Source organism: Microbacterium aquimaris, assembly GCF_039531285.1.
GTDB lineage: Bacteria > Actinomycetota > Actinomycetes > Actinomycetales > Microbacteriaceae > Microbacterium > Microbacterium aquimaris.
In genome coordinates this window covers 819,695-836,886 of record NZ_BAAAPT010000002.1, presented here as the reverse complement: position 1 = coordinate 836,886, position 17,192 = coordinate 819,695, and the positions used below count along the sequence as shown (strand labels likewise).

The following is a 17,192-nucleotide window of genomic DNA, read 5'->3' as shown; positions in this document are numbered from 1 at the left end:
GATGACGTGGCCCGCCCGACGGACCCCCGGCGCCCCGTCGCGTCGGGGGTCCACCGTCTGCGGGGATCACTCCCAGCGGTAGCCTGCCCCGCGCACCGTGACGATGTGGTGGGAACCGAGCTTCCCGCGGAGGTACCGCACGTACACGTCCACGACGTTCGAGCCGGGATCGAAGTCGAGTCCCCACACGCGGCTGAGTAGCTGCTCGCGGCTGAGCACGCGTCCGGGGCTGCGCAGGAACTGCTCGGCGAGGGCGAACTCCCGCGCGGAGAGTTCGACCTCCCGGCCGGCCACGGTCGCGCGTCGGCCGAGGATGTCGAGCGTGACATCCCCGTGCGAGACGGCGGTCCCGGCCGGCTGGGCGTGTTCGCGCAGACGGGACCGGATACGGGCGAGTAGCTCGTCGAAGGTGAACGGTTTCGGGACGTAGTCGTTCGCCCCGGCATCGAGCCCGTCGACGGTGTCACGCGTGCTCGAGCGTGCCGTGAGCATGATCACCGGGACGGTCGAACCGTGCGCCCGCAGCCGCCGCAACACCTCGAACCCGTCGATGGTCGGCAGGCCCACGTCGAGCAACACCAGCGAGACGTCGTCCTCGAGTGCGCGTGCGAGCGCTTCGGCACCGTCCTCGACGATGGCGGTTGCGTAGCCCGCGGCGTTCAAACCCCGCTTGACGAAAGACGCGATGCGCGGTTCGTCTTCGACGATGAGGATCAGGGTCACGACGAGGCCTCTCTCTGCAGGACGTCTCCGGCACGAACCGGTGCGGGCAATTCGGAAGTCGGGGAGGGCAGGTGGATCGTGAACGTCGCCCCGCCACCGGAGGTGTCGGTCACCTGGCAGTGACCGCCGTGACCCTTCGCGATCGCGTCGACGATCGCCAGCCCCAGCCCCGAGCCTCCCACGGGGCGGGCACCCTGGGCGCGATCGAAGCGCCGGAAGATCCGATGCCGATGCGCGCGAGGGATGCCTGCACCGTGATCGCGAACCCACAGCCGCGCGCCCGAGGGTTCCAGCGTGCTCCCGATCTCGATGGGCGATCCGTCGGGTGTGTATTTCGCGGCGTTGTCGGCGAGCTGGAGCCAGGCCTGCAACAAGCGGTCTTCGTCACCGACGACCTTGCCGCGGGCGGTGTGTTCGATCCGCCACCGGTGCCCGGGGATGACCGCGACCAACTCCCCGATCCGCGCCGTCAACACCGCCAGGCTCACCGGCTTCATGTCGAACTCGTCCCCTTCGACGGTGGCCAGCAGATCGATGTCGCTGACCAGACGTGTCATCCGGTCCAGCTCGGCCATCCCGATGTCGCGTGTGGCGATCACATCGTCGCGGTCGTCGGGGTTCATCATCTCCAGATGGCCACGGACGATCGTGATCGGGGTCTTGAGCTCATGACGCACATCGTCGAGCAACTTCCGTTGCACGTCGACGGACCCCTCCAGACGGTCCAACATCTCGTTGACCGTGCGGGTCATGTCGGAGATGTCGTCGTTGCCCTGCGGTTTCAGCCGGGGCGACAGGTCGGCCAACGTGATGGTGTCGGCGGCGTCACGCAGATGTCGGATGGGCGAGAGGAGGCGACCGGCGACGAACCAGGCGACGAAGCCGATCGCGACGACCACCGCGAGGGCTACGGCCCCGAAGGTGATCATCGAGGCCATCACCGGCTGCAGTTCGGCGTCGAGATCGACGGCTCGCACGTAGACACCCGACGCGGGGTCGCCTTCCCGTTCGACGGGGATGGCGATGTACCGCAGAGTGCCGTGCTCGGTCGACACCGTGCCGAGAACGGTGCCGCCCGCGTCTTCCACCTCGGTCAGCGCGGCCTCCACCAGCTCGCTGTCGTCGGCGATGTCGAACCCGGACAACGTGGTCGGGCGGAACCGCACCTCCCCGTCGACGATCGCGGCCGACCCCTCGTTGCGCGCCGGCACGAGCCGGGCGACCGCGGTCTGCAGGTACTCCTCCACCGACGCGAAGTCCTCCAACACCAGATCGTCGCCGGAGGCGCCCTCGTCCGCCGGTGCGTCTCCGGCGGTGTCGTCGGTGGTGACCGCCACCGTACGCAGCTGCTCCACCTGCGTGCGCAGGCGTTCGTCGACGGCGGTCAGCGTGCGTTCCCGCTGTGCCAGGAACGTGACCCCGCCGACGACGATCAGTCCGACGGCCGCGACCGTCACGATCGCGGCGAGGATCCGCGCTCGTGCGGACAGCGGACGGGACAGGGCTGACATGTCCCGATTATCGCGCCGAGGGGCCCCGGCGGTCACGATCAGCCCGGATGGGTCATCGAGAGCAGGTCGAGCTTGTCATCGAGCTGCTCGAGGGTGATCTCGCCCCGCTCGACGTATCCGAGGGCGATGACCGCTTCGCGCACCGTGATGCCTTCGGCGACCGAGTGCTTGGCGATCTTGGCGGCGGCCTCGTAGCCGATGACCTTGTTCAGCGGCGTCACGATCGACGGCGACATCCCCGCGAAGGCGGCGGCACGCTCGACGTTGGCACGCAGCCCGTCGATGGTCTTGTCGGCCAGGAGTCGGCTGGCGTTGGCGAGCAATGAGATCGACTCGAGCAGCGCGGTGCCCATCACCGGGATGGCCACGTTCAGCTCGAACGACCCCGAGCCGCCGGCCCACGCGATCGTCGCGTCGTTGCCGATCACGCGGGCGCAGACCATGAGGGTGGCCTCCGGGATGACCGGGTTGACCTTGCCGGGCATGATCGAGGACCCGGGCTGGAGGTCCGGGATGTGCAGCTCTCCGAGCCCGGTGTTCGGGCCGGAGCCCATCCAGCGCAGGTCGTTGTTGATCTTGGTCAGCGAGACGGCGACGGTCCGGAGCGCCCCGGATGCCTCGACCAGCGCGTCGCGGGCGCTCTGGGCTTCGAAGTGGTCCTTGGCCTCGGTGATCGGCAGTTCGGTGTCGGAGACGATCAGCTCGAGGACCTTCTGGGGGAAGCCCATCGGGGTGTTGATCCCGGTCCCGGTGGCCGTGCCGCCCAGGGGGACCTCCGCCACACGGGGGATGACGGACTGCACACGCTCGATGCCGAGACGGATCTGACGGGCGTAGCCGCCGAACTCCTGTCCGAGCGTGACCGGGGTCGCGTCCATCAGGTGGGTGCGACCGGACTTGACGACCTCCTTCCACTCCTCGGCCTTGGCCTCCAGCGCCACGGCGAGGTGGTCGAGTCCGGGGATGAGGTCGTCGATGAGTTCCTGCGTGGCGGCGATGTGCACCGACGTGGGGAACACGTCGTTCGAGGACTGCGAGGCGTTGACGTGGTCGTTGGGATGCACGGGGGAACCGAGCGAGCGGGTCGCGAGGGTCGCGAGCACCTCGTTCATGTTCATGTTCGAGCTGGTCCCACTACCGGTCTGATAGACGTCGATCGGGAACTGGTCGATGTGCGAGCCGGCGATGATCTCGTCGGCGGCGCCGGCGATCGCGTCGGCGATCGCACCGTCGAGCGTGCCGAGCTCCTTGTTGGCCAGCGCAGCGGCCTTCTTGATGCGCGCGAGGGCGACGATCTGCGCCGGGTCCAGCGGGTCGCCCGAAAGGGGGAAGTTCTCGACCGCGCGCTGGGTCTGCGCCGCGTAGAGCGCGTTCTTGGGCACGCGCACCTCGCCCATGGTGTCGTGCTCGATGCGGTACTCGGTGTCGGTCACGTCGTCGTTCCTCCCGTTTCTCAGGTCGTTCAGGCGCCCTCGACGCCCACGATGGTGTCGGGCACGGCCGTGCCCTCGGACAAGCGGTAGTTGGCGCTGACGACACCGACGGTGCCGGCGGCGACGGCGTCGCTGATCAGCTCGCTCGAGTGCAACAGCTCCGCGACGGTCGCGCGGAGGTGCTCGCGCCCGACCTCCTCCGGATTCAGTGGTGCGCCGGGGTTCAGCTGCTGGAGCCGGCGTGCGGCCGGCACGATCGGCGCGACCTGACGCCAGATGCGCGGCGGCAGGGGCGCGGCGTCGACGGCGGTGCTGTCCATCGCGGCGCGCACGGCACCGCACGCGTCGTGACCGAGCACGACGATCAGCGGCACCTCCAGCACCGCCACGGCGTACTCCAGGCTGCCCACCACCGAGTCGGAGATGACCTGGCCGGCGTTGCGGACGACGAACAGGTCGCCGAGTCCCTGGTCGAAGATGATCTCGGCCGACAGGCGTGAATCCGAGCACCCGAACAGTGCCGCCACCGGTTTCTGCGCCGCGGCGAGCTCGTGACGTCGCTCGACGTCTTGGCGGGGGTGGTGCGGTTCGCCGGCGACGAATCGACGGTTCCCGGCGGCCATGTCGGTCCAGGCGCGGGTGGGGGTGGGGGCGCTCACGATTCCTCCTGCAGCTGTCTGATCTGATCGGCGACCGACTCGGCGGCGACAACGAGGCTCGCGTCGTCGGTGTCGCCGTAGATGAGGATGGTGTCGGGCCCGGCCTGCGTGGCGAACCCCTGGGTGATGTTCCCGGTCTCGCCGGCGCCGGAGACGTCGTAGCGGTCCCACGCGATGCCGTCGATGGTGACGGTGTCTTCGGTCTCGGCCCCGCGGAGCACCCGCGAGGCCCACGCGTCGTCGGCGTCGAAGCCCTGCTCGACACGCAGATATCCCTGGCCGGATTCGGGCACGTAGATGATGGTCCAGGCGCGGACCGCGTCGTCGCTTTCGACGACGGCACTGTTGACGCGCCAGGTGTCGGGAAGTTCCGGCACGATCAGGCCGGTGTCCCCTCCCGACTCGATCCGCTGCGCGGTCTCGGCGACATCGATCTCCGTCGTCGGGACCTCTCCCCGCGGCACGCCGAGGATGATCACCGCGACGATCGCGAGGGTCACCAGGAGTGCGACGACGAGGTTCCGGACGGTCTTGCTGGATCGGTAGGCGGCGGAGGACGCCGCCTTCCGCGCGGCGGTCTCACCGGGGGTCTCAGGACGACCGAGCTCTGCGACGACGCGGGGCTCCTTGGCCATCACGACGCGTCACCCGGGGGGGGCGTCGTCGGGCGTCGAACGGGCCGCGTCGAGGCGGCGCTTGGCGCCGAGCAACCACTGTTCGCACCGCTGTGCGAGCGCCTCCCCGCGCTCCCACAGTCGCAGCGACTCCTCGAGGGTCGGCGCGCCCTGTTCCAACTGCGCGACGACACTGACCAATTCGTCGCGGGCGTCTTCGAACGACAGATCCGCGACGTCGGTGACGGGGCCCTTCGTCTCGGTCATGTCTCCATCCTAGGCGGTGGCGGGGACGCCGCCGACGGCTGTTGCTCCGCCGCCGCGGGGCGGGCGGAGTCGGCGGTCGCACCCTCGGAGCGTGCGGCGAACGACCCCGACCCGACCGTGATCGCCACCGGCGTCCCCGCGGGCGCCTGCGCGGCCTCACGGATGATCTCCCCGTCTTCGAGATGGGCGATCGCATACCCCCTCGCGAGGGTGGATTCGGGGGAGAGGGCGCGCAACGCGGCGCGCAGCTCCGCGGTGCGGCGACGCTGCGCATCCACGCGTCGTTCGATCGTCTCGCGGCCGCGTGAGACCTGCACCCACAGGTGGTGCGAGCGCGACTCGAGCAACGTCTGCGGGTTCCGCATCACCGGCCGCGAGCGGACATGCTCCAGCTGGCTGATGTCGTGGGAGACCCGCTGGGTCAGGCGGCTGCTCAAGCGTGCGCGCAACTGCGCGACCAGCGCGCGCTGCTCGGCCACGTCGGGGACCACCCGCTTCGCCGCGTCGGTCGGGGTGGACGCGCGCAGATCGGCGACCTCGTCCAGGAGTGGGCGGTCGTTCTCATGACCGATCGCGCTCACCACGGGGGTCTGGGCCGCCGCCACCGCACGCAGGAGTCGCTCGTCGCTGAACCCGAGCAGGGTCTGCGGGTCGCCGCCGCCGCGGGCGATGACGATGACGTCCACGTCCGGATCGGCGTCCAGCGCCTGCAGGGCGGCGATGGTCTCGGGTACACACCGGTCGCCCTGGACGGCGGCGTGCCGGGTGCGGAACTCCACCTGAGGCCAGCGCAGCTCGGCGTTGCGGTGTACATCCTTCTCGGCGTCCGAGCGCTCTCCGGTGATCAGGCCGATCGTGTGCGGCAGGAAAGGGATCGGGCGCTTGCGCGCCGCGTCGAAGAGGCCCTCGGACCGCAACTGCGCACGGAGCCGCTCGATCCGTTCGAGCTGCTCGCCCAGGCCCACCTGTCGGAGGGAGGACACCCCGAAGCTGAAGTCCCCCGTCCGGGTGTAGTAGTCGGCCTTCACACACGCCACGACGTGGTCGCCGACGGCGAACTCGCCCCGCATCCGCTGGCGGACCGAAGACCACAGGCGCACCGAGACCGTGGAGTCGGTGGTCAGATCCTTGATCCGGCCGTAGATGTTGCCGCCCCGCACGTTCCAGCTGGTGATCTCTCCTTCGACCCACACCGATCCCCAGCGCTCGATGAATCCCCGGATGGTGTCGTTGAGGCGCCCGACGGAGGTCGGAGTCGACGAGGTGGAATCGCGCGGTGCGACCGAGTCGGGCGGCGGGGCCTGCCCGGCGACGGGTTCGGCGGCGAAGGAGGTCATCCGGTCCTTTCCTGGTGCGGGGCGCCCGTTCAGGCCGCGCCCGTAGAATCGAAGGGTGACCACGACCGCGCCCGCAGTGGCTGTCAGCCTCCCGGCCCCCCGTGTGCCGGGGAGGCGGGAACGGCTCCAGGATATCCCCGTGACCGGACGCAAGAGGGTGCTGTTGGCGGCACCCCGCGGATACTGCGCGGGTGTGGATCGCGCGGTCATCGCCGTGGAGAAGGCACTCGAACGGTACGGGGCACCGGTGTACGTACGCAAGGAGATCGTGCACAACCGCCACGTGGTCGGCGAGCTCGAGCAGCGGGGGGCGGTGTTCGTCGAGGAGGTCGACGCGGTCCCCGAGGGGGCACATGTGGTCTTCAGCGCGCACGGGGTGTCCCCGGCGGTCGTCGCGGGAGCCGCGGACCGCGGCCTGCAGGCCATCGACGCCACCTGCCCACTGGTGACGAAGGTGCATCGCGAGGCGGTCCGGTTCGCCCGCGACGACTACGAGATCCTGCTCATCGGCCACGACGGCCATGAGGAGGTCGAAGGCACCGCCGGCGAGGCTCCGGACCACGTGACCGTCGTCAATTCCCCGGCCGATGCGGCCACCGTCGAGGTCAAGGACCCGTCGAAGGTGGTGTGGCTCTCGCAGACCACGCTCTCGGTCGATGAGACGATGGAGACGGTACGGCGATTGCGTGAACGCTTCCCGCACCTGCAGGACCCGCCCTCCGACGACATCTGTTACGCGACGCAGAACCGCCAGGTCGCGATCAAGAAGGTCGCCAAGGACGCCGACCTCGTGATCGTCGTCGGGTCGGCGAACTCGTCCAACTCCGTGCGGCTGGTGGAGGTCGCCCTCGAGTACGGCGCCGCGGCGGCGTACCGCGTCGACTACGCCGACGAGGTGCGTCAGGAGTGGCTCGATGGCGTCGAGACGGTGGGGGTGACCAGCGGCGCCTCCGTTCCGGAGGTGCTCGTCCAGCAGGTGCTCGATGACCTGGCCCACGCCGGATACCGCGATGTCGAAGAGGTCAAGACCGCCGAGGAGGATCTGATCTTCTCTCTGCCCAAGGAGCTTCGTGGTGATGCCGATCGTCGCGGCGGACGCGCTCCGGGGCGAGGTGACCGATGACCGCGCCCGAGCAGAGCGGATCCCGTCCGCGGCCGCAGTTCGGCGAATATGCGACGCCCGAGGAGCAGCGCCGCCGTATCCGACAGCCCGATGCCACATGGGACCTCGACAGCGGTCGGCACACGGCTTCCGCGCCGCCGGCCCACACCCCGTCGGCCGCTCCGGCCCCTGCCGCCTCGGCCGGGGAGGACTCGATCGACGCGGATCTGAAGCGGCGACGCCGCTTCGCCGACCGCGTCATCACCGTGGGACTGCTGGTCTACGGCCTGTTCAACGTCCTCACCAGCATCCCGCTGTTCACCGACTACAGCGCCTACGCAGACACCTTGTTCGAGATGATGGGGTTGGAAGCCACCCTCGGTGATCCCGACGGCGCGCGGATATGGGGGCTCGCCGCCGCGATCGTGTTGGGGCTGGGATGGCTGGCGACCGCGCTGCTGTCGTGGGCGAATCTGCGCCGCGGGAGGATCAGCTGGTGGATCCCCCTGGTCGGGGCCCTGGTCTTCTCGTTCGCGAGTGGGCTGCTGCTGACCGTTCCGCTGTTCTCCGATCCGGCCGTGTGGGACCTGCTCGTGCAGAACGCCGGCGGCTGATCCGGCTTTCGTCCCGTCACGGCGAACGCCCCGCGGCCGAAACCGCGGGGCGTTCGTCGTGGATCGGCTCAGGCGCCGAGGCTCTTGCCGTGCGAGCCCAGCTGCTGCGTGGCCTCGACCACACGGGCGGCCATGGCCGTCTCCGCGACCTTGCCCCACGCGCGCGGGTCGTACTGCTTCTTGTTGCCGACCTCGCCGTCGATCTTCAGCACGCCCTCGTAGTGGGAGAGCATGTAGCCGGCGACCGACCGGGTGAAGGCGTACTGGGTGTCGGTGTCGATGTTCATCTTGATGACGCCGTTGGCGACCGCGAGGGCGATCTCCTCCTCGGTCGATCCGCTGCCGCCGTGGAAGACGAGGTCGAGGGGCTTGGCGTCGGTGCCGAACGCGGCGGCGATGCCCTCCTGGATCTCGCCGAGAAGCTCGGGTCGGAGCTTGACGTTGCCCGGCTTGTAGACGCCGTGGACGTTCCCGAAGGTCAGCGCCGAGATGTACCGGCCCTTCTCGCCCAGGCCCAGGGTCTGGACGGCCTTGGTGACGTCGGCGACGGTCGTGTAGAGCGCCTCGTTCGAGCCCTCGTGCTTGACGCCGTCCTCTTCACCGCCGACGACGCCGATCTCGACCTCGAGGATCGAGTTGATGTTCTTCATGCGGGGCAGCAGCTCCGCGGCGATCTCGATGTTCTCGTCGAGGGGCACGGCCGAGCCGTCCCACATGTGCGACTGGAAGATCGGCTCGCCACCGGCCTTGACCTGCTCCTCGGACGCCTCCAGCAGCGGCAGGACGAAGGAGGGCAGTGCGTCCTTGGGGCAGTGGTCGGTGTGCAGGGCGACGGTGATCGGGTAGCTCTTGGCGACCTCGGTGACATAGCGCGCGAAGGCGAGCGCCCCGGTCGCGCGGTTCTTCACGGTGTGGCCGGCGAAATAGTCGGCGCCGCCGGTGGTGACCTGGAGGATGCCGTCCGAGCCTGCTTCGGTGAGGCCCTGGAGGACGGCGTTGATGGTCTGCGAGCTCGAGACGTTGATCGCGGGATAGGCGAATCCGCCCGCCTTGGCGCGGTCCAGCATGTCGGCGTACTGATCGGGAGTGGCGACGGGCATAGGTGCTCCTTCGTGACGGGGTCGACGCTTCGAGTGTAACGACGACGGGCCGCGGTCCCACCGTGTGGTCGACCCACGCGCGGCCACAAGATCCCGGCGATCACAAGGATCAGATCCCGCATCTCATCCAGCGCGAAGGAATCGCAATTCCTTCGCGCTGCGCGGGTGTGAATTCCCGCATTCTTCAAGAGACTGCTGGATAGGGTCGAGCCATGGTGAGTCTTACCGGCGATATGAGCCCTCTGCATCCCGATCGAAACCTCGCGCTCGAGCTGGTCCGTGCGACCGAGGCGGCTTCGATCCGCGCGGTGCCGTTCATCGGACGGGGTGCGAAGGAGGAGGCGGACGGGGCCGCGGTCGATGCGATGCGGGCGTTCCTGACCACCGTGAACTTCGACGGCACGATCGTCATCGGCGAAGGCGAGAAGGACAACGCCCCGATGCTCTTCAACGGTGAGGGCGTCGGAAACGGTCGCGGCCCGCAGTGCGATGTCGCGGTCGATCCGATCGACGGCACGTCGCTGACCGCCGCCGGACGCAACAACGCGCTGTCGGTCATCGCGGTGGCAGATCGCGGCTCCATGCTCGATGCGTCGAGCGTGTTCTACATGGACAAGCTCGTCACCGGCCCGGCCGGTGTCGGCGTCGTCGACATCCGTCTCCCGATCGGGGAGAACATCCGGCGGCTGGCCGAGGCGCTCGACAAGCCGGTCGACGAGATGGTGGTCTCGGTGCTGCACCGCCCCCGCCACGAGAAACTGATCGAGGAGATCCGTGCCGCCGGGGCGGGAACCCGCCTGATGAGCGACGGTGACGTCGCCGGCGGAATCAACGCCGCGCGTCACAACGCCCGCACCGACATGTGCGTGGGGGTCGGGGGCAGCCCGGAGGGCATCGTCACCGCCTGCGCCATCAAGGCCCTGGGCGGTCACATCCAGGGGAGGCTCTGGCCGCGCGATGACGACGAGAAGCAGAAGGGCATCGACGCCGGGCTGAAGCTCGAGGGCCATGTCTACGAGGCGGACGATCTGGTCAAAGGCAAGAACACGATTTTCGTGGCCACCGGTGTCACCGACGGTCAGCTCGTGGCCGGGGTGCGGCGTGAAGGGGGCTACGTCTACACCGAGAGTGTCGTCTTGCGCGGCGCGTCGGGCACGCTGCGGCGCATCTCCTCGGAGCACCTCACCTCGAAGTGGCTGTGACGAGCGGCTGCGCGTGCGGGCCGGAGGCACGGCGCCGGACATCGTGATGGGTATGTGATCGGCCTTCCCGTCTCGTTGTGGGAAACTGGGTGCGACGGACAGCGGAGACGCCGACTACGTCGACTCAGCGAGGGAGAACGCGATGCCCGCCACCAGCGGTACCACGACGCAGACCGGGGCGCACGCCGTGGTCGCGGATGCGACCGACCCGGCACGCCGCCCCGATGTCCTCTTCCGCGTACGCCGGGAGGAAGGCCAACAGCCCTCGGCGTGGTGGATGATCGGCGCCTTCGTCGGCGTCTCGGCCGCCGTGATCTTCCTGCTGAGCTTCGTGCCCGGAGGCGCCTGACCTACCGGCCGCCCTCTGGGCCGGTCGCAGGCCCCGTCCCGTCGGTCGCGGTCGCACGGTCGGGGACGGAGGAGTCCAGACGATCCCGGAGCGGACCGATGTCGGCACCCGCCGTGCCCACGAGCTCCTCGGCGACCGCACGTCGCGGGGAGTTCTCGATCGTCGTGGGGGTCGTCGCCGCATCCAGCGTCGCCTCGTCGATGCCGGGGAAACGACGCGCCGTGACGAGCACCCGCGACTCCAGGGAACCGATCAGAGCGTTGTAGCTGTCGATCGTGCGCTCGATCGCGCGACGGAGATCGTCAGCGTGGCCGGACAGTGTCGACAGGCGGGTGTAGAGCTCGTTGCCGAGGTCGAACAGCGTACGTGCTTCCTCGGAGACGTTCTGCTGCGTCCAGACGAAGGCGACGGTCTTCAGTACCGCCCAGAGGTTGACCGGTGAGGCCAGGGCGACGCGTCGGCCGAAGGCGTACTCCAGCAGGCTCGGGTCGGCCTCGAGTGCCGCGGCGAGGAGGGCTTCGCTCGGCAGGAAGCACACGACGAACTCGGGACTGGAGCTCAGCCCCGCCCAGTACTGCTTCTTCGCGAGCGCGTCGACATGGGCCCGGACCGCCTTGACGTGTCTGGCGAGGAGGGCCTCGCGACGCGCGGCCTCCTCTCCGGTCGCCGTGAACGGGATCGCGCTCGCTTCCAGATACGCATCCAGAGGCACCTTCGCATCGACCGCGAGCGCCTTGTCTCCGGGCAGACGCACGACCATGTCGGGGCGCCCCGCACCGGCGTCGGAGTGGACGGAGGTCTGGAGATCGAAGTCGACGTACCGGATGAGTCCCGCCGCCTCGACCACACGGCGCAGCTGGGTCTCGCCCCACACGCCGCGGGTGCTCCCCGATCGCAGTGCGCCGGCCAGTGCCTCGGTCGTCGCGCGCAGCTGCTCGTCGGACTCGTGCGAGCGCCGTAGCTGCTCGGCGAGAGCCCCGAACTGGTGGTGGCGGTCGCGTTCGAGTTCGTCCACCTTCCCCTGCATGCTCTGCAGCGTCTCGTTGACGGGGGCGAGCGCGCGCAGCACCGCCTGCTCCCGGCGCTCGCGTTCGTCGCGCGCCGCCTGGTCGGAGCGGCTCTGCGAGACCAGATCGTGGTAGAGGGTCTGCTGGTGATCGAGCTGTGCCTGCACGCCGTCGCGTGCGGCGGTCGCCGCAGCAACGCGCGCCCGGAGGTCGGCGATCTCCGCCTGCGAGCGCGTCGCGCCACGGGCGGTGCCGAGCCCCCATCCGGCGGCCAGTCCGACGGACAGTGTCGCGCCGGCGAGGGAGACAAGGAGCAGGGTGTCCATGACGACACTCTGTCGCAGGCCACCGACACCGTGCCACGGCGCGCGGGATGACGCGGCGCATGACGGCGTGTTTCACGCGGCGTGCGCGGATGGCGGCCCGACGTCTAGCGTCGCGGCATGACACTTCTCACCGACACCCCCGCCGACATCACCGCCGATGCCCGTGCCGGACGCCTCGACGGGGCCGGCCAGGCCTGGAGCGGGCGCATCGACGCCGATCGCGCCGCCGCGCATCTGACCTACCGTGTCCGCGGTGAGGGGCAGGGAGCCGTGGCCACCCGCATCACCGCGGGACGCCACGAGTTCCTCGTCGACGAACCGGCGGCGCTCGCGGGAGACGACGTCGCCGCCAGCCCCGTCGAGTACGCGCTCGGCGCCCTCATCTCGTGTCAGGTGGTCGTCTATCGCCTGTACGCGAACGCCCTGGGCATCCCGTTCGACGACATCGCCATCACCGCGACGGGGCATCTCGATGCGGCTCGACTGTTCGGCAAGGACGACGCGGTGCGTGCCGGTTTCCAATCCGTCGAGTTGGACGTGCGTATCACCGGGCCCGAGTCGCAGGAGCGCTACGAGCACCTCGCCTCGGTCGTCGATGCCCACTGCCCGGTGCTGGATCTGTTCTCGAACCCGACCCCGGTGACCTCGACGGTCGCCTCGGTCTGACAGGCGGTCGTCGCGGCCTGTTCGGGGGATCAGGCCGGGACGACGGCGGCGTCCGGTGCCGCCGACGTCGTCGAGGCGACCGTGATCTGTGCGATGCGCACGCCGGTCGCCTCGGCGAGTCCCTCGATGTCGTCGGCGCCGACACGGCGTGCGGCATCGACCATCACGTGCGCACACGCCAGGGCGTCCGCGGTGGCGTCGTGGTGGGCGAACTCGGCGAACCCGGCCTCAGCCGCGACGAACGGCAAACGGTACGAGTCCAGTGCGTAGACGCGGCGGGCCACGTGCAGGCTGCAGGCGTAGCGGTACGGAGGGCAGTCGTCCCCGGTCGCCTCGCACGCGCGCTTGATCACGGCCATGTCGAAACCGGCGTTGTGGGCGACGAGGATGTCGTCGCCCACGAAGGCGGCGATCTCCCCGAGCTGCGCGCTCCAGCCGGGGGCGGCGACGACGTCGGAGGCCTGGATCCCGTGGATGCGCGTATTGAGGTCGAAGAACGCGTCGTGGCCGGCGGGAGGCTTGATCAGCCACCCCGTGGTCGCGACCACCTCCCCGGCGCGGACCCGGACCAACCCGACCGCGCAGGCCGACGCGCTACTGGAATTGGCCGTCTCGAAGTCGATCGCGGTGAAATCCAGAGCCACGCCGACAGTCTCCCCGACGCGCCCGTGCATGGATGCAGGCGCGCCGCCGTAGACTGGACTCCCGTGGCTCTCACCATCGGAATCGTCGGACTCCCGAATGTCGGCAAGTCGACCCTCTTCAACGCGCTGACCAAGAACCAGGTGCTCGCGGCGAACTACCCGTTCGCCACGATCGAGCCCAACGTCGGGGTGGTGAACCTCCCGGATCCACGGCTGAAGACCCTCGCCGAGATCTTCAAGAGTGAGCGGCTCCTGCCCGCGACGGTGTCGTTCGTCGACATCGCCGGGATCGTGCGTGGCGCCAGTGAAGGGGAGGGGCTCGGCAATCAGTTCCTCGCCAACATCCGTGAGGCCGACGCCATCGCCCAGGTCGTGCGGGGATTCGCCGATGACGACGTCGTGCACGTCGACGGCGAGGTCAACCCCGCCGGTGACATGGAGACCATCAACGCCGAGCTGCAGTTGGCCGACCTTCAGACCCTCGAGAAGGCGATCCCCCGCTACGAGAAGGAGGTCAAGGGCAAGAAGACCGACCCCGCGGTGCTGACCGCGGCGGTCGCGGCGAAGGACGCCCTCGACTCCGGCACGCTGCTGTCGGCCTCGGGCCTGGACCTCGAGCCGATCAGGGAGCTCGGGTTGTTGACCTCGAAGCCGTTCATCTTCGTCTTCAACGTCGACGAGGGCGTGCTCACCGACGACGTGCGCAAGGCGGAGCTCGCCGCGCTGGTCGCTCCGGCGCAGGCGGTGTTCCTCGATGCCAAGATCGAGTCGGAGCTGATCGAACTCGACGACGACGATGCGGCCGAGATGCTCGCCGCGACCGGTCAGGAGGAGTCGGGTCTGGACCAGCTCGCCCGCATCGGGTTCGACACCCTCGGCCTGCAGACCTACCTCACCGCGGGCCCCAAGGAGGCCCGGGCATGGACGATCGGCAAGGGGTGGAAGGCCCCGCAGGCGGCCGGTGTGATCCACACCGACTTCGAGAAGGGCTTCATCAAGGCGGAGGTCATCTCGTTCGAGGACCTCGTCGAGTGCGGTTCGGTGCTCGAGGCGCGCTCGCGCGGAAAGGCCCGACTCGAGGGCAAGGACTACGTCATGAAGGACGGCGACGTGGTGGAATTCCGGTTCAACACCTGATCAGCGCTTTCGTCGGCGAGAGGCTTTTCGGTCTTCAGCGGGGGGTGACCTCGGAGAAGTACTCGTCCCACGTGACGTGGGGACGCCCGGCGACCTCGGCGAAGTCGCCGGTGTCGCTGTAGACGCCGGCCCGGATGCCGTCGTAGATCCCGCCGATGATCGGTCCGAAGAACTCGCCGAGCTCGGCCGTGCGGTCGGCGATGAACTCCTCCGAGGTCATCTCGCGGTAGGACAGCTCCGTGCCGAAGGTCCGGTTGAGATGGTCGGCGAGCTCGCGCTGGGTGATCGGCTCTCCGTTCAGGTTCACCGTGCGCCCGTCGTGGGCGTCGTCGAGCAGGAGGCGTGCGTAGGCGAAGGCCAGCTCGTCGCGGGTGGTGTAGCCGCAGCGGCCGCCACCGGCGCTGTTGGCGATCTCGCCACGGGCGCGATACCCGTCGATGTACTCCACGTCGGGTTCGATGTAGATGCCGTTGCGCCCGATCGACCAGGTCAGGCCGCTCTCTCGCACGTCCTGCTCGGTGCGCCGGTTGCTCTGGACGACCGGCGAGAAGGCCGAGTCCTCGTCGGGGCCCTGGACGCTCGTGTAGACCACTTTGCGCACGCCCGCACGGCGTGCGGCGTCGAGGACGTTGCGATGCTGCGCGATGCGCAGCTCGGGGGCGTCCAAGCCGGACACCAGCAGCACGGTGTCGACGCCGCGGAGGGAGTCGGCCAGCTGCTCGGGCTCGTTGTAGTCCCCGGAACGGACCTCGATCCCCAGATCGGCCGCCTTCGCGGGGGTGCGGGCCAGGCCCACGACCTCGGGGGCGTCGGGGTGGGCGATCAGTGCCCGGACGACGGCGCGTCCCAGTTGTCCGGATGCGGCGGTGACGGCGACCGACATGAATGTCCTCCTCGGGCAGACGGGTCTGCGTGGTGTTCGCGCCTGTCCAACCCGCCGTGGGGCGATCGCATTCCCGCGTCGACTCGCCACCGTCCGGTGGCGGGGCCCTGCCTCGTCGCGACCGTTGGACCGGGGACCGGGGTGTTGCGGAGTCTCGGCGGTCCGCTTCACATCGTCGCGGAGTTCCCACTAGGCTCGCAGTGGATTCTGAGCGGCTTCACAGCCCTCGATGACGCTGTGACCGGGGGGTCCCGACTCCCGGTGGTCGCGTGTCTCGTGCCGCGCCGAAGCTCTGTCTCAGACGTAGACGGACGATGACAGGAGCTTTCGTGGGACTTCTTCAGGCAGCGGTCGGCGCCATCGGCGGGACGCTCGCGGACCAGTGGACCGACTTCTACACGGTGCCCACGGGCCTGACGCCGACGGCGGCGCTGTTCTCCGCGGTGCCGCGAGGGCAGAATGCCGGCCGTGGTTCGAACACGAAGGGCTCCGACGGTGTGATCACCAACGGCAGCAAGATCGTCGTGCCCGAGGGATACGGGCTGGTGCTCATGCAGGACGGCGCGATCACCGGATTCGCCGCCGAGGCCGGTGCGTACGAGTGGAGCAGTGAAGAGCAGGACTCCCAGTCGATCTTCGCCGGCGACGGCATCGTCAGCCCGCTCATCACGACCTCGTGGGAGCGGTTCAAGTTCGGCGGTCGGCCCAGCGCGCAGCAGCGCGCCTACTTCGTCACGCTCAAGGAACTGCCGAACAACCGCTTCGGAACGCAGTCCGAGATCTATTGGGACGACGCGTACATGAACGCCCAGGTGGGCGCGATCACCCGCGGCACGTACACCATGAAGATCGTCGACCCGATCTTGTTCGTCCGTGCCTTCGTGCCGGCGAAGTACCTGGAGCCGGGAGCGGTCTTCGACTTCACCGACATCGAGAACGACGCCGCTTCGCAGCTGTTCAACGAGGTCGTGGGCTCGCTGGCGCCCGCTTTCTCGATGTACACGAACGACCCGTCGAAGGGTAATCGGATCACCAAGATCCAGCAGGATTCGGTGGGTTTCGCGCAGAGCCTCTCGGCGGCGGTGGAACAGAACTATCAATGGTCGTCGGGTCGCGGCCTCGAGATCGCGTCGACGGCGATCATCGCGATCGAGTACGACGAGAACACGCGTGAGCTGCTGCGCAACGTGCAACGTGCCGATGCGCTCTCCGGTGCGCGCGGCAACTCCAACCTCCAGGCGTCGGTGGCGTCGGGGTTCGAGTCCGCGGGCGAGAACGCCGGCACCGGCGGGATCTTCGGGATGGGGATGGCCGCAGGCGCGACGGGACTGGGAGGTCTGCAGCAACCGGTGCCGGGTGTCGGCGCGCAGAGCACACCGGCGGCCCCGGCGGCCCCGGCGGCCGCGCCCGCGGCGGATGACCCGATGGTCAAACTGGCGAAGTTCAAGCAGATGCTCGACGCCGGCCTCATCACGCAGGAGGACTACGACGCCGCGAAAGCCAAGGCCCTCGGCCTGTGACCGACGGGGAGCGCGCCGTGTCGAATTCCGTGCCGCCGGAGGGTCCTTCCTCGCCCCCGTCGTCGGGTCCGGAGGTTGTCCACACGCAGAACGAGGAT

The 17,192-nt window shown here is 69.2% G+C and carries 18 protein-coding genes; 7 read left to right on the top strand and 11 right to left on the bottom strand.

What is annotated here, in order from left to right; translation table 11 throughout:
• Positions 1–66: 66 nt before the first annotated feature.
• From ABD204_RS13595 to xseA, 7 genes are read right to left on the bottom strand one after another with little or no spacing between them, the layout of a single operon-like run.
• Positions 67–723, bottom strand: coding sequence for a response regulator transcription factor (locus ABD204_RS13595; RefSeq protein ID WP_194424377.1), 657 nt, complete (start codon positions 721–723; stop codon positions 67–69).
• The gene (locus ABD204_RS13590; RefSeq protein ID WP_194424378.1) at positions 720–2,234 is read right to left on the bottom strand and encodes a sensor histidine kinase; all 1,515 of its coding nucleotides are present in this window, start codon (positions 2,232–2,234) and stop codon (positions 720–722) included. Before ABD204_RS13590 ends, ABD204_RS13595 begins: the two co-directional genes overlap by 4 nt.
• Before the next feature lie 38 nt (positions 2,235–2,272).
• Positions 2,273–3,667 carry a class II fumarate hydratase gene (locus ABD204_RS13585; RefSeq protein ID WP_194424379.1) on the bottom strand — a complete coding sequence of 465 codons (1,395 nt, stop codon included), beginning with the start codon at positions 3,665–3,667 and terminating at the stop codon, positions 2,273–2,275.
• Between the two features lie 29 nt (positions 3,668–3,696).
• Positions 3,697–4,290: a carbonic anhydrase gene (locus ABD204_RS13580; protein WP_194424986.1), complete on the bottom strand. Its 594-nt coding sequence runs from the start codon at positions 4,288–4,290 to the stop codon at positions 3,697–3,699.
• 32 nt (positions 4,291–4,322) lie between these two features.
• Positions 4,323–4,961, bottom strand: a complete 639-nt coding sequence (locus ABD204_RS13575) for a DUF4245 family protein (RefSeq protein WP_194424380.1) — start codon at positions 4,959–4,961, stop codon at positions 4,323–4,325.
• 9 nt (positions 4,962–4,970) lie between these two features.
• Positions 4,971–5,207: an exodeoxyribonuclease VII small subunit gene (locus ABD204_RS13570; protein ID WP_194424381.1), complete on the bottom strand. Its 237-nt coding sequence runs from the start codon at positions 5,205–5,207 to the stop codon at positions 4,971–4,973.
• A complete protein-coding gene (gene xseA, locus ABD204_RS13565; protein ID WP_194424382.1) occupies positions 5,204–6,544 on the bottom strand; it encodes an exodeoxyribonuclease VII large subunit in 1,341 nt (446 codons plus the stop codon). Before xseA ends, ABD204_RS13570 begins: the two co-directional genes overlap by 4 nt.
• Positions 6,545–6,647: 103 nt before the next feature.
• Between xseA and ABD204_RS13560 the strand changes: the two genes are divergently transcribed.
• Together ABD204_RS13560 and ABD204_RS13555 are read left to right on the top strand one after the other, a co-directional pair.
• Positions 6,648–7,667, top strand: coding sequence for a 4-hydroxy-3-methylbut-2-enyl diphosphate reductase (locus ABD204_RS13560; protein ID WP_409263999.1), 1,020 nt, complete (start codon positions 6,648–6,650; stop codon positions 7,665–7,667).
• The gene (locus ABD204_RS13555; RefSeq protein ID WP_194424384.1) at positions 7,664–8,260 is read left to right on the top strand and encodes a DUF6264 family protein; all 597 of its coding nucleotides are present in this window, start codon (positions 7,664–7,666) and stop codon (positions 8,258–8,260) included. Before ABD204_RS13560 ends, ABD204_RS13555 begins: the two co-directional genes overlap by 4 nt.
• Before the next feature lie 68 nt (positions 8,261–8,328).
• Here ABD204_RS13555 and fbaA read toward each other — a convergent pair whose 3' ends face one another.
• Positions 8,329–9,360, bottom strand: a complete 1,032-nt coding sequence (fbaA, locus tag ABD204_RS13550; protein ID WP_194424385.1) for a class II fructose-bisphosphate aldolase — start codon at positions 9,358–9,360, stop codon at positions 8,329–8,331.
• Positions 9,361–9,572: 212 nt separating this feature from the next.
• Here fbaA and glpX point away from each other — a divergent pair, with 212 nt between their 5' ends.
• Complete coding sequence (gene glpX, locus ABD204_RS13545; protein WP_194424386.1) at positions 9,573–10,562, top strand: class II fructose-bisphosphatase; 990 nt, start codon at positions 9,573–9,575, stop codon at positions 10,560–10,562.
• A 142-nt stretch (positions 10,563–10,704) separates the two neighbouring features.
• A complete protein-coding gene (locus tag ABD204_RS13540; RefSeq protein ID WP_194424387.1) occupies positions 10,705–10,911 on the top strand; it encodes a UDP-N-acetylmuramyl pentapeptide phosphotransferase in 207 nt (68 codons plus the stop codon).
• Position 10,912: 1 nt separating this feature from the next.
• Here the strand turns inward: ABD204_RS13540 and ABD204_RS13535 are convergent, their stop codons facing one another.
• Complete coding sequence (locus ABD204_RS13535; protein ID WP_194424388.1) at positions 10,913–12,244, bottom strand: DNA recombination protein RmuC; 1,332 nt, start codon at positions 12,242–12,244, stop codon at positions 10,913–10,915.
• A 117-nt stretch (positions 12,245–12,361) separates the two neighbouring features.
• On the opposite strand from ABD204_RS13535, the gene ABD204_RS13530 reads away from it, so the two are divergent.
• Positions 12,362–12,910, top strand: a complete 549-nt coding sequence (locus ABD204_RS13530; protein ID WP_194424389.1) for an OsmC family protein — start codon at positions 12,362–12,364, stop codon at positions 12,908–12,910.
• Between the two features lie 29 nt (positions 12,911–12,939).
• On the opposite strand, the gene ABD204_RS13525 is transcribed toward ABD204_RS13530, so the two are convergent.
• Complete coding sequence (locus tag ABD204_RS13525) at positions 12,940–13,554, bottom strand: exonuclease domain-containing protein (RefSeq protein ID WP_344098578.1); 615 nt, start codon at positions 13,552–13,554, stop codon at positions 12,940–12,942.
• A gap of 63 nt (positions 13,555–13,617) precedes the next feature.
• On the opposite strand from ABD204_RS13525, the gene ychF reads away from it, so the two are divergent.
• Positions 13,618–14,691, top strand: a complete 1,074-nt coding sequence (gene ychF, locus ABD204_RS13520; RefSeq protein WP_194424391.1) for a redox-regulated ATPase YchF — start codon at positions 13,618–13,620, stop codon at positions 14,689–14,691.
• A 34-nt stretch (positions 14,692–14,725) separates the two neighbouring features.
• On the opposite strand, the gene ABD204_RS13515 is transcribed toward ychF, so the two are convergent.
• Positions 14,726–15,574, bottom strand: coding sequence for an SDR family oxidoreductase (locus ABD204_RS13515; protein ID WP_194424392.1), 849 nt, complete (start codon positions 15,572–15,574; stop codon positions 14,726–14,728).
• A gap of 329 nt (positions 15,575–15,903) precedes the next feature.
• Here ABD204_RS13515 and ABD204_RS13510 point away from each other — a divergent pair, with 329 nt between their 5' ends.
• The gene (locus ABD204_RS13510) at positions 15,904–17,094 is read left to right on the top strand and encodes an SHOCT domain-containing protein (protein WP_194424393.1); all 1,191 of its coding nucleotides are present in this window, start codon (positions 15,904–15,906) and stop codon (positions 17,092–17,094) included.
• Positions 17,095–17,192: the final 98 nt, after the last annotated feature.

Coding starts and splice junctions, on each gene's coding strand:
- ABD204_RS13590 (WP_194424378.1), bottom strand. CDS start 2,234: ATGTCAGCCCTGTCCCGTCCGCTGTCCGCACGAGCGCGGATCCTCGCC.
- ABD204_RS13580 (WP_194424986.1), bottom strand. CDS start 4,290: ATGGCCGCCGGGAACCGTCGATTCGTCGCCGGCGAACCGCACCACCCC.
- ABD204_RS13575 (WP_194424380.1), bottom strand. CDS start 4,961: ATGGCCAAGGAGCCCCGCGTCGTCGCAGAGCTCGGTCGTCCTGAGACC.
- ABD204_RS13570 (WP_194424381.1), bottom strand. CDS start 5,207: ATGACCGAGACGAAGGGCCCCGTCACCGACGTCGCGGATCTGTCGTTC.
- xseA (WP_194424382.1), bottom strand. CDS start 6,544: ATGACCTCCTTCGCCGCCGAACCCGTCGCCGGGCAGGCCCCGCCGCCC.
- ABD204_RS13555 (WP_194424384.1), top strand. CDS start 7,664: ATGACCGCGCCCGAGCAGAGCGGATCCCGTCCGCGGCCGCAGTTCGGC.
- fbaA (WP_194424385.1), bottom strand. CDS start 9,360: ATGCCCGTCGCCACTCCCGATCAGTACGCCGACATGCTGGACCGCGCC.
- glpX (WP_194424386.1), top strand. CDS start 9,573: ATGGTGAGTCTTACCGGCGATATGAGCCCTCTGCATCCCGATCGAAAC.
- ABD204_RS13540 (WP_194424387.1), top strand. CDS start 10,705: ATGCCCGCCACCAGCGGTACCACGACGCAGACCGGGGCGCACGCCGTG.
- ABD204_RS13535 (WP_194424388.1), bottom strand. CDS start 12,244: ATGGACACCCTGCTCCTTGTCTCCCTCGCCGGCGCGACACTGTCCGTC.
- ABD204_RS13530 (WP_194424389.1), top strand. CDS start 12,362: ATGACACTTCTCACCGACACCCCCGCCGACATCACCGCCGATGCCCGT.
- ABD204_RS13515 (WP_194424392.1), bottom strand. CDS start 15,574: ATGTCGGTCGCCGTCACCGCCGCATCCGGACAACTGGGACGCGCCGTC.